This window comes from Brachybacterium sp. YJGR34, from assembly GCF_003347015.1.
Taxonomy (GTDB): Bacteria; Actinomycetota; Actinomycetes; order Actinomycetales; family Dermabacteraceae; genus Brachybacterium.
Map to the genome: position 1 here is coordinate 22,274 of NZ_PNFB01000030.1, position 9,866 is coordinate 32,139.

The 9,866-nt window shown below is 69.8% G+C and carries 13 protein-coding genes; 11 read left to right on the plus strand and 2 right to left on the minus strand.

The features are described 5' to 3' along the window. The first annotated feature begins 2 nt into the window (after positions 1 to 2). From CXH06_RS17400 to CXH06_RS17450, 11 genes are all read left to right on the plus strand, one after another. Positions 3 to 347: a hypothetical protein gene (locus CXH06_RS17400; RefSeq protein ID WP_114856467.1), complete on the plus strand. Its 345-nt coding sequence runs from the start codon at positions 3 to 5 to the stop codon at positions 345 to 347. Then, positions 344 to 700 (plus strand): hypothetical protein, encoded by a 357-nt coding sequence (locus CXH06_RS17405; protein WP_114856468.1) that lies wholly within the window; start codon positions 344 to 346, stop codon positions 698 to 700. Before CXH06_RS17400 ends, CXH06_RS17405 begins: the two co-directional genes overlap by 4 nt. Positions 701 to 714: 14 nt before the next feature. After that, entirely contained in the window at positions 715 to 1,137 is a 423-nt protein-coding gene (locus CXH06_RS17410) for a hypothetical protein (RefSeq protein ID WP_114856469.1), read from the plus strand. 3 nt (positions 1,138 to 1,140) lie between these two features. Then, on the plus strand, positions 1,141 to 1,527 hold the full coding sequence (locus CXH06_RS17415) for an HK97 gp10 family phage protein (RefSeq protein ID WP_114856470.1): 387 nt from the start codon (positions 1,141 to 1,143) through the stop codon (positions 1,525 to 1,527). Then, positions 1,524 to 1,799 (plus strand): hypothetical protein, encoded by a 276-nt coding sequence (locus CXH06_RS17420; protein WP_114856471.1) that lies wholly within the window; start codon positions 1,524 to 1,526, stop codon positions 1,797 to 1,799. Before CXH06_RS17415 ends, CXH06_RS17420 begins: the two co-directional genes overlap by 4 nt. A 134-nt stretch (positions 1,800 to 1,933) precedes the next feature. Next, positions 1,934 to 4,243, plus strand: a complete 2,310-nt coding sequence (locus CXH06_RS17425) for a phage tail tape measure protein (protein ID WP_114856472.1) — start codon at positions 1,934 to 1,936, stop codon at positions 4,241 to 4,243. Next, entirely contained in the window at positions 4,240 to 5,508 is a 1,269-nt protein-coding gene (locus tag CXH06_RS17430; protein WP_114856473.1) for a hypothetical protein, read from the plus strand. Before CXH06_RS17425 ends, CXH06_RS17430 begins: the two co-directional genes overlap by 4 nt. A 14-nt stretch (positions 5,509 to 5,522) precedes the next feature. Next, on the plus strand, positions 5,523 to 7,034 hold the full coding sequence (locus CXH06_RS17435; RefSeq protein ID WP_114856474.1) for a polysaccharide deacetylase family protein: 1,512 nt from the start codon (positions 5,523 to 5,525) through the stop codon (positions 7,032 to 7,034). 14 nt (positions 7,035 to 7,048) lie between these two features. After that, positions 7,049 to 7,942, plus strand: coding sequence for an N-acetylmuramoyl-L-alanine amidase (locus tag CXH06_RS17440; protein ID WP_114856475.1), 894 nt, complete (start codon positions 7,049 to 7,051; stop codon positions 7,940 to 7,942). Positions 7,943 to 7,949: 7 nt separating this feature from the next. Continuing rightward, positions 7,950 to 8,303, plus strand: a complete 354-nt coding sequence (locus CXH06_RS17445) for a hypothetical protein (protein WP_114856476.1) — start codon at positions 7,950 to 7,952, stop codon at positions 8,301 to 8,303. After that, positions 8,300 to 8,542: a hypothetical protein gene (locus CXH06_RS17450; RefSeq protein WP_114856477.1), complete on the plus strand. Its 243-nt coding sequence runs from the start codon at positions 8,300 to 8,302 to the stop codon at positions 8,540 to 8,542. The genes CXH06_RS17445 and CXH06_RS17450 overlap by 4 nt, the downstream gene beginning before the upstream one ends. On the opposite strand, the gene CXH06_RS17455 is transcribed toward CXH06_RS17450, so the two are convergent. Both CXH06_RS17455 and CXH06_RS17460 read right to left on the minus strand, forming a co-directional pair. Next, positions 8,526 to 8,720 (minus strand): hypothetical protein, encoded by a 195-nt coding sequence (locus CXH06_RS17455; protein WP_114856478.1) that lies wholly within the window; start codon positions 8,718 to 8,720, stop codon positions 8,526 to 8,528. The genes CXH06_RS17450 and CXH06_RS17455 overlap by 17 nt on opposite strands. A 14-nt stretch (positions 8,721 to 8,734) precedes the next feature. Beyond that, entirely contained in the window at positions 8,735 to 9,529 is a 795-nt protein-coding gene (locus tag CXH06_RS17460) for a tyrosine-type recombinase/integrase (protein WP_198684101.1), read from the minus strand. Positions 9,530 to 9,866: the final 337 nt, after the last annotated feature.

Below are 9,866 nucleotides of genomic sequence, written 5' to 3' on the forward strand. Positions count from 1 at the left end.
TCATGACCGAGAGCACCGCCGCCGAGTACCCGCCCGGTATGCCGACCGTGGACCTGCAGCACTACGTGCGCGCGAGTCAGCACGACTCCGCGTTCGTGACCGAGTGCGAGACCCGCGCCGCGCAGCTGGTCGCGGACAAGGTCGGTACCGCCACGGTGCCGCCGGCGGTGCTCTCGACCGCGATCCTCGAGGTCGCCGCGAACCTGTACCAGCGCCGCCAGTCCAGCATCGGCACGCAGAGTTTCGGGGACCCCGAGACCCTCGGCAACCCGATGCGCCCGGCGCTGGACCCGCTCACTCCGGCGTGGCCGCTGCTCCGCCCCTATCTCGGGCCGGGCCTCGCATGATCACCGCGACGCTCGCGCAGATCACCGCCGAGGCGACGGCGGCCCTCGACGGCCTCGAGGTCACCGTCACCGACCAGCCGCACGACGCCGCCGGCGCAGTCATGGCCGGCGTCCCCGCGCTGCTGATCCTCCCGCCAGACATCGAGTGGCTGAACTACACGGCCCACACGGCCACGTGGACTCTCTGGGCGATCGCGCCGACCACCGACCCGACCGAGGCCGTCGGCATCTTCGAGCCGATCCTCGAGGCCCTCGCCGTCCCCCTCGGCCTCACGGCCGCCGCCGCCCAGACCTACGACATCGCCGACCGCACGTTCCCCGGCTACACCCTCACCCTCACCACCGACCACTGAAAGAAGGCCCCCTCATGGCTGTCAACGCGCAGAAGCTCGGCCCCGGCACCCTCAGCCTCGGCGAGTCCGGCACCCTCAAGGAGTTCCAGTCCCAGCTCACCAACGCCCGATGGACGCCCTCCGTTGATCAGGAGGACCCGATCCCGGTTCTGTCCGGCGAGGAGATCGCCGACGACCCGGACATCACCAGCGTGCTCGCGGGAACGTTCCTGCAGGAGTACGGCATCGAGGCGCTCGTGACGTGGTGCTGGGAGAACCGCGGGCAGGTGCTCCCGTTCACCTTCACGCCCCGCACCGATTCGGCGCTGACCATCACCGGTGAGTGCCAGGTGCTGCCCGTCGAGGTCGGCGGCGACGTCAAGACCCGCAACACGACCGACTTCGAGTTCCCCGTCATCGGTGAGCCGAGCTTCGACGCCACCGCCCCCGCCGGCTGACTCATGGCCGAGCGCGACGCGGGTATCCGGATCGAGGGTCAGCGCGAGCTGCGTAAGACCCTCCGCCAGGCCGGCGACGACCTCGAGGACCTCAAGGCCGCCCACAAGGCCGCCGCCGAGGTCGCCGCCGGCGGCTCCAAGCCTCTCGCCCCCGTCCGCACCGGCAACCTCGCCTCCACGATCCGCGCCGGCGGAACCAAGACCTCGGCCGTGATCCGCGCCGGCAAGAAGCGAGTCCCCTACGCCGGCCCGATCCATTGGGGCTGGGAATCCCGAGGAATCGAGCCGACACCCTTTCTCGCCGACGGCGCGAAGAATACAGAACCGCAATGGGTCGAGCTGTTTTACCAGGCACTCGACAAAGCACTCAAGAAAGTTAAGGGAACATGAACAAGACGTATGTCACTTTCGAACTGATCGACGGAAACGTGCACCGCGAGATCCGCGTGCTCGCTGCCGACAAGGTGCGCGCCGAGGGCATCTGCCGGGACAACGGCTGGCCGCTCGTCGAGGGCCCCCGGTTCCACGTCGCCCTCACCTACGCCGCCGCCAAGCGCGCCGGCCACACCGAGGCCGCGAACGTCGCCGCCTTCATGGACGAGCTCGCCGACTACGTGCTCTCCGCCACCGAGGCCGACGCGAGCGAGCCGGACCCTACCTGACCGGCTGGAGAGCGTCCGTGGTGGCGCTCTCCATCCGCTCCGGCATCCCCGTGCAGACCTGGCTCGACGGGGACCCCCACGACCTCGAGACCGCCCTGCACCTGATCACCCAAGACCGCGAGGAGAGCTGAGACATGGCGAGCAAGTCCGCGATCCTCGCGGTCAAGATCATCGGCGATGCGTCCAACGCCATCGGGTCGATGGGCAAGGCCGGTCTCGCGGTCACGGGCCTCGGCGCGGCTGCCGTCGCCGCCGGGGCCCTCGTCGGCAAGGCGCTCTATGACATCGGCGCAGCCGCCACCGACATGGACAACACCATTCGGATCGGCACCGGGGCGACCGGCGAGGCGCTCACGGGGATGCAGGACACCGCCCGCGACATCGCCAAGCAGGTGCCCGATTCCCTCGGCGATGTCGGGACGGCCGTCGCCGACCTGAACACCAACCTCGGACTGACCGGCCCTGTGCTGGACACCGTGGGCCGCCAGGTGCTCGAGGCCGGGCGGATGCTCGGCGAGGACATCGACATCAAGAACGCCGCGAGCACGCTCAACGGCTTCAACACCACCGCCGAGGACACCCCCGAGGCGATGGACAACATCTTCCGTGTCTCGCAGGCCACGGGCACGTCGATGAACGAGCTCACCGGGCAGCTCTCCACGCAGTCCGGCGTGCTCAATGAGCTGGGCCTCGGCCTCGGCGACTCGGCCGCGCTGATCGGTGGGCTGTCCAAGGCCGGCATCGACAGCAACGCCGTGCTCAAGGGCATGGGCCGTTCCATGACCGACCTCGCCCGCGACGGCGAGCCCACCGCCGACACGTTCAACCGTGTCATGGGCGAGCTGCAGGGCTTCATCGACACCGGCGACACCGCCGCCGCGATGGACCTCGCCGGGGACCTGTTCGGCACCCGCGCCGCGCCGCAGTTCATCTCTGCGCTGCAGTCCGGCGTGCTGAACATGGATGACCTCATGGGCGCCACCGGCGCGACGCAGGACACCATCCTCGGCCTCGCCGAGGAGACCCGCACCGCCGGCGAGCAGTGGGGCATCCTCAAGAACAACGCGATGCTCGCCCTCGAGCCCATCGGAACCGTGATCTTCGGTCTCGTCGGCGACGCTCTCGGCGCTCTCGCCGCATGGATCAGCACCATCGATTTCTCGCCGATCCAGGCGTTCGCGGATCAGATCGGGCCCGTGCTCGGCGAGGTCGCCGGGCAGCTCGGCTCCCAGATCCTCCCGATCCTCGAGCAGGTCGGCCCCATGCTCACGCAGGCCGCTGAGGGCGGCGTGCCGTTCCAGGGCATGCTCGCGTCCGTGCTGCCGCACCTGCAGGGCATCGGCGACGCGCTGCTCGGCATCGTCCCGACGCTGCTCGAGACCGGCGCGACGATCCTCCCGCTGATCATCGGCGCGGTCACCACCATGGTGCCGCTCATCGCGCAGGCGGCCGGCACGATCCTGCCCGCCGTGCTCGGCATCGTGCAGCAGCTGCTGCCGATCCTCGCCAACGTCGCGCAGGCCGTGATCCCCGCCGTGGTCGGTGCCGTGCAGACGCTCATCCCCACGATCCTGCAGATCGTCCCACCCATCGTCTCCATCGTGCAGACCATCATCGGTGTGCTCGGCCCCGCGATCGAGTGGCTTCTGCCGCTGGTGACGGGAATCTTCGGTGGCCTCGTCACGCAGATCCAGGGCGCGATTCAGATCATCACCGGCGTGCTGACCACGGTCGCCGCGCTGCTCCGGGGCGACTTCGCCGGCGCGTGGGAGGGCATCAAGGGCATCGTCTCCGGCGCTATCACGTTCGTGCGCGGCGTGATCGATCAGGGCATGTCGGTGATCGCCTCGCTGACCGGGCAGACCATCGAGAACGTCAAGAGCACGTTCCAGACCGGGTTCACCAACGTGGTGTCCACCGTGCAGACCAAGGCGTCCGACCTGATCGGCGAGGTCAAGGCGCTGCCGGGGAAGATCACCGACGCGCTCGGCAACCTCGGCTCCCTGCTCACGCAGGCGGGCAAGGACCTGATCCAGGGCATGATCAACGGCATCGGCTCCATGGGCCAGGCGCTCCGGGAGAAGGCATCCGGCCTCGCTGGCGGTGCCGTCGAGTCGATCAAGAGCAAGCTCGGCATCGCCTCCCCGTCCAAGGTGCTCCGCGAGATTGGTGTCTGGACCGGCGAGGGCTTCGTCGAGGGCGTGGACAAGATGCAGCGCGGCGCGGCCGGCGCGATGTCCGACCTCGTGCAGCCGCCCGAGCCGCCGCGCATCCCGGTCAGCCTCGAGGGCCGCCGCACGGCCGCCGGCCCCGGCACCGCCACGGCGCCCGTGCGCGTGGAGATCAACTTCACCGGCCTGGTCACCGACCGCCTCGGCGTCGCGCGCGAGATCCGGCGCGTGCTCGACGAGTACGGCCTCGTGATGGGCGAGGTGGCCGCATGATCCGCCGCCCCTCCAGGCTGTACCGCGCGTTCAAGCCCACGCCCGCGGGCCTGTTCGAGGTGGTCTCCGGGGACACCATCTACACCGACGATCAGATCCAGTCGATCACCATCACGCACGGATCCGACGGCCCGCACCCGTCGGTCACCCCGAGCACCGCCGAGGTGCGGCTCACGGGCGCGCTCAACATCGTGCGCAACGATCCGTTCACGGTGCGGACCACGCCCGCGTTCGGGACCGCCCTCGCCTACGGCGACATTCCCGGCGGTCACGTCCGGCAGCGGTTCAACGGCCGCAAGGCCCTGTCGGAGATCGACGATGAGCGGTGGTCCCGCTCCGGCACCCCGGCCCGCTGGGCGACGACCGTCACCGCCTCGTCCTGGACCAGTCTCCTCCGCAACACCTCCCGCCGGCACAACTTCAGCACCGGCACGCGCAGCGCCTCGGCCGTGGTGACCGCGCTTCGGCACCCCGACATCGAGGCCCTGCAGCCGGTCACGTACTCCTACCTGCTGAACTTCGACCGCATCGCCACCGCCGGATCGAGCATGACCTTCGACGACGCGATGCGGACCTTTGCCACCGACCTGCACACCCTCGTCCAGCACCAGCGCTCCGGGACCGTGCGCGTCATCTCCAACGTGCAGCGCAGGAACGACCTGGACCCCGGCGGCCCCGTGTGGACGCTGCTTCGCGCGCACACGCTCTCCCCCGCCCGATGGAAGACCGATTCCGAGGTCGCCACGACGCAGTACCGCGTGCATTACAGCATCGACGGCGGAACCTATGAGATGGAATGGCCGCTCGGCGACGAGGTATCCGTGATCCCGCTGCAGGAGGAAACCGTAGACCTCACGCAGGTATTCCGGGATACGGACAGCATTCCTCTGATCATGAATGCCAAGAACTACGCGACCAACATTTCCCGTATGGCCGTCGAGTCCGTGACGCTCGACCTCGGCCTGCTGTGGCGGCGCGGCACCCCCTCGACGCTCCGCACCATCGGCGAGGCCCTCCGCCTCGAGGCCGGGGATCCGATGTACCTCGGCGCGGACTGGCCCGAGGGCGTGCGCGGACCGTACTTCGCCAACCAGATCAGCGAGTCGATCACCCCGGATCGCTGGACCATCACCTTCCGCCTGCAGCACGCCCGCAACGTCCTGGGGCTGCCGGACTTCGCGCTGCCGACCCCGCCCGCGATCACGTGGGACGCCAACTCCTCTACCTGGGACGCCGCCCCCGGCACCTGGGATGACTACGCCTGACCGAAAGGACCACCATGACCGCCACTGACTACGGTCTCGCGACCCCCGTCGGAGATGACCTCATCTCGCTGGGAGACAACGCGATCAGCGCCAACGCTGAGCGCACCGCAGAGCTGTTCGACCTGCTCCGCTTCGCCCGCCCGCGTGCGACGACCGAGACCGACCTCAACAGGATCACCGCGCCCGGCGCGACCAACCTCCCCGCGCCCTACCCGAGCGGGTACACCAACGTGCCCGAGGGCAACACCACCGCCTCGATCCTGCTCAACGCGCGCGGCGAGGGCGAGGGCTGGGGCGGCCGGTTCCTGTTCCAGATCGGCGACAACCCCAAGCTGTGGTGGCAGACCAGCCTGAACACCAACGAGCTCGGCGAGTGGCAGCCCGTCCCCGGCCCCGGCGGGGCTCGCGGCACGCTCCCCGAGGGCACCGACGTGGACACGATGCGCGGCCCGCAGTGGGCCGGCGCGTGGGACATCCCCGGCGCGGCCGTCGCCGGCAGCATGACCGGCACCCTGCCGCCCGGCCTCACCTCGTGGGCTCCGGGCCAGTGGGTCAACTACGGCGCCGCCGGCGGGAACACCAACCTGTCCTCTCAGATGTACATGCCGTACACGCAGGTGGGCGCGCGGGCCCCCATGGTCCTGTTCCGCACCATCGACCGGTACGCGCAGACCGGCGCAGCGGCGTGGTCGCCGTGGGTGAACCTCGCCGGCGGCAGCTCCGGCCCCTCCGACCTCCCCGTCAACGCTCTCGCGCTCGGCAGCCGGGATATGCGGATGCAGCTCTACCTCGACGCCTACCCGCTCGCCACCACCGGCGACAAGGGCGTGGTCTGCTTCCGCTACGACCACGGCCTCACCAACTTCGCTGACGTGCTGTGGCCCCTTCACCAGCAGTACAACCTGTCCGCGTACATCGCCATGAACAGCCGGAACTGGGACCTGGCCGAGAACAACGGCGCGACGCAGGCCGACGCCCGCGCGTGGATCGCCTCGGGCCTGGTCGAGTTCGGGAACCACACCGCGACGCACAAGGACTCCACCGGCATCGCCGACATCTGGGACAACATCGTCAACGGCCGCATCGAGCTCGAGGACCAGCTGAACACCACGGTCCATGGGTTCACGGTCCCCGGCGTCACCGAGCACTCCAAGTTCGACGGCTTCGGCGTCGGCTACGCCTCCGGCTACAGCAACAGCTACGGCGGCTCCCTGATCCTCACCCACCACGCCATCGCCTCCGGCGTGATCGGCGACTTCTACCGCCCCCTCGACGGGCGGATCCGCCAGGGCGGCCGCCACATCGGCTGGGAGTCCAAGACGTTCGCCGAGACCAAGGCCGCCATCGACGAGGCCATCGAGACGAAGACGGCGCTCACCCTCATGCAGCACCCGCGAACGATGGGCATCACCGGGTACTGGACCCCCGAGCTCGCCGACCAGGTGCTCGCCTACGTGCGCGAGCAGATCGACGCCGGGAACCTCGCCGACCTCTCGTACTACCAGTCCCACCACGCGACCCTCTGAACGGAGACACGCTCATGAGCTCCCGCGCCTACAACTACATCACCTCCGAGACCTCCCCCAACCAGTCCTCCCGCAAGGGAAACCGCATCCAGTCCATCACCATCCACTGGTGGGGCAAGCCGGTCGGGCAGTCCATCGGCGGCATCGTCGAGTGGCTGTGCAACCCGGCCGCCCAGGCCTCCGCGCACTACGTCGTCTCCGGCGACACCGTCTACTGCATCGTCGCCCCAGGCCGGAAGGCGTGGCACAGCGGCTCCAACCGCGGCAACCTGACCTCTATCGGCCTCGAGCTGGACCCCAACGCCTCCCGGCGCGCGACCACCGAACGGACCGCGGCGGCTCTGATCGCCGACCTCCGCGCCGTCTACGGCGGGCTGCCGCTGCACCCGCACAACTACTGGGTCGCCACCGAGTGCCCCGGCAACTGGAACCTCACCGCCCTGGACAGCCTCTCCCGCACGAACACCGCGGCCCCGGTGCCCTCGGTGCCCGCCGGCGGGACGAGCAAGCCCGTGGTCATCCCCGACACCAAGAAGCGCGGCCCGCTCGAGGTCGACGAGCGCCTCGGCTCCGAGACAATCAAGGCCCTGCAGCGATTCCTCAACGCCGGCGACCGCGGCGGCGCAGATATCGTCGTGGACGGCAAGGCTGGCCCGGCGACCTGGCGGGCTCTGCAGACCTACCTCGGCACCCCCGTGGACGGCGTGGTCTCCCACCAGTCCTACCGCCCCGAGCAGCTCGGCAACGGCATCACCGGCGGCTGGGACTACGACGGCCCGGGCGCCGCCGGCTCCACCATGGTCAAGGCCCTGCAGCGTTGGGTCGGCGTGACCGCCGACGGCGTGCTCGGACCCAAGACCGTCGGCGCGCTGCAGCGCAAGCTCAACGCGCACGGCGTCGGGATGTGAGGCCCTCATGCCCCCCTGGCTCACCGACCCCGAGGGCGTCGCCGCGTTCGCGGCGGCCCTGTTCACGCTGCTGTCCCTGATCGTCGGCGGTCTGCTCGCGGCCGTCGCCGGCGTGATCGCTGTCTGGCGAGCCAAGGTCAAGCCGCTGCTGACGACCACGCAGGACGCCGCCCAGGTCGCCGCTCACGAGTCCCGCCCCAACAGCGGAAAGAGCATGCGCGATGCCATCGACCAGCAGGGCGACCTGCTGATCGAGGTGCTCGCGCAGATGCGCAGCCGTGACGAGACGAGCGAGCGCGTGCACTCCGAGATGTTCCGACGCATCTACAACCTCGAGTCCCGGAAGGACACCACCCCATGAGCAAGTACCGCGCCGAGGGCCCCGCCACCTGGCTGTCCTGGCTCACCCCCGAGCGTCGCCGCCGCATCTACCTCGCCCTCGCGGCCGCGGGCCCGCTGCTCGCGTTCTACGGCCTCATGACACAGGAGGAGTTCACCCTGTGGCTCGGCTTCGCCGGGACCGTGCTGGGCGCGACCGGCAACGGCCTCGCCGCCGCGAACATCCCCAAGCCCGAGGGCGGCTCTACTCCCTCGGCGTGAGCGCGCCCTCGACGTCCTCGCGGGCGATGCCCGGCACCGCCGCGATGTCGTCGAGGGTCGCGCCCTCGCGGTGCGCGTCGAGGATCACCTCGTCACGCTCCGCGCGGGCGTGCTGCAGGCCGACCTCGAGGAAGTCGACATGCTCCTGTGCCTCGGCGAGGCGGTGCGTCCAGTGCATCGTGCATCCCTTCGTCATGCGGCGGCACGCTCGACGGTCGAGCGCATCCCTGTCGTGTCGAGTGCGACGTAACGCCGCGTGGTGGCCGGTGAGGCGTGCCCGAGGAGCTGCTGGACCGTGAACACGTCACGGTCCAGCGCATAGGCGCGCGTGGCGAACCGGTGGCGCAGGCCGTGCAGCGTCCAGTCCTCCGGCAGCGCGCGGGCGGCGAGCTTGCCGACGTAGCGCGGGGAGAGGTGCCCGGCGTCATCGCCCGGCAGCAACCACCCGAACCGCTCCACCTGCTCACGAATCGCGGATGCGAGCCCGGACGGGAGCGGCACGACGCGCGGCCGTCCGCCCTTGCCGTGCACGATCAGGGACCAGCCGGTGAGATCCTGGATCAGGTCCCGGCGATGAATCTGGGCAATCTCCGCGCGCCGCAGGCCGACCTCGGCCGCGCAGCGCAGGATCAGCCGCACCCGCGGCGCCGCATCGCGCAGCGCCGCCTGATAGCTCATGTCATCGACCGGCCGCGGGATCCCGGCCGTTGCCTTCACCGCGGGCAGTGCCTCCGCGTGATTGACGTCACCTCGCCCGGTGCCGACCCACCAGGACCAGAACGCACGGTGCGTGTTCCGGTGAGAGCGGCGCGTCTCCGCCGCCCATGACTGTTCCGAGAACCACCGCACGAGCCCCTCACCGGTCACCTCGTCCGGCGAGGACCAGCCGCCGGCCCGAGCGCAGCGCTGCATGTGCTCGCGCCTCGTCCTCATCGTCGTGTGCGGCGACCCTGCCGCGCGTAGAGCTTCGCACCATGCCTCGATCACCTCGGCCCACCTTCTCGTCACCCGTCCAGAAACTGCCACTAGGCCACCCTCCAAGGGGTCACCTGGTGACGGAAGGGAAGAGACCGGACCGTGACCGCGCGAGGGGCACACGTCACGCCGCCGCTGCAGCGCCGGCGAGCGTTAGTGCAGGTCGGGAGCCCTTCGATCCCAACCAGAAGGTTGGGGGTTCGAATCCCTCCGGGCGCACAGTGTGAAGTCTCGGGACATCGTTCGCAGATGTCTCGGGACATGGTTCACGAAGAAGGGCCCCGGTTTTCACCGGGGCCCTTCTTCTTTGGCTGGTAGCCGCGGGTGGTGTCGATGGTGAACTCGGCGA

What these genes read in the sequence shown, in the direction of transcription:
- CXH06_RS17410 (WP_114856469.1), top strand. Translation starts at nt 715, where the DNA reads ATGGCTGTCAACGCGCAGAAGCTCGGCCCCGGCACCCTCAGCCTCGGC.
- CXH06_RS17435 (WP_114856474.1), top strand. Translation starts at nt 5,523, where the DNA reads ATGACCGCCACTGACTACGGTCTCGCGACCCCCGTCGGAGATGACCTC.
- CXH06_RS17445 (WP_114856476.1), top strand. Translation starts at nt 7,950, where the DNA reads ATGCCCCCCTGGCTCACCGACCCCGAGGGCGTCGCCGCGTTCGCGGCG.
- CXH06_RS17400 (WP_114856467.1), top strand. Translation starts at nt 3, where the DNA reads ATGACCGAGAGCACCGCCGCCGAGTACCCGCCCGGTATGCCGACCGTG.
- CXH06_RS17450 (WP_114856477.1), top strand. Translation starts at nt 8,300, where the DNA reads ATGAGCAAGTACCGCGCCGAGGGCCCCGCCACCTGGCTGTCCTGGCTC.
- CXH06_RS17415 (WP_114856470.1), top strand. Translation starts at nt 1,141, where the DNA reads ATGGCCGAGCGCGACGCGGGTATCCGGATCGAGGGTCAGCGCGAGCTG.
- CXH06_RS17440 (WP_114856475.1), top strand. Translation starts at nt 7,049, where the DNA reads ATGAGCTCCCGCGCCTACAACTACATCACCTCCGAGACCTCCCCCAAC.
- CXH06_RS17425 (WP_114856472.1), top strand. Translation starts at nt 1,934, where the DNA reads ATGGCGAGCAAGTCCGCGATCCTCGCGGTCAAGATCATCGGCGATGCG.
- CXH06_RS17430 (WP_114856473.1), top strand. Translation starts at nt 4,240, where the DNA reads ATGATCCGCCGCCCCTCCAGGCTGTACCGCGCGTTCAAGCCCACGCCC.
- CXH06_RS17455 (WP_114856478.1), bottom strand. Translation starts at nt 8,720, where the DNA reads ATGCACTGGACGCACCGCCTCGCCGAGGCACAGGAGCATGTCGACTTC.
- CXH06_RS17405 (WP_114856468.1), top strand. Translation starts at nt 344, where the DNA reads ATGATCACCGCGACGCTCGCGCAGATCACCGCCGAGGCGACGGCGGCC.
- CXH06_RS17420 (WP_114856471.1), top strand. Translation starts at nt 1,524, where the DNA reads ATGAACAAGACGTATGTCACTTTCGAACTGATCGACGGAAACGTGCAC.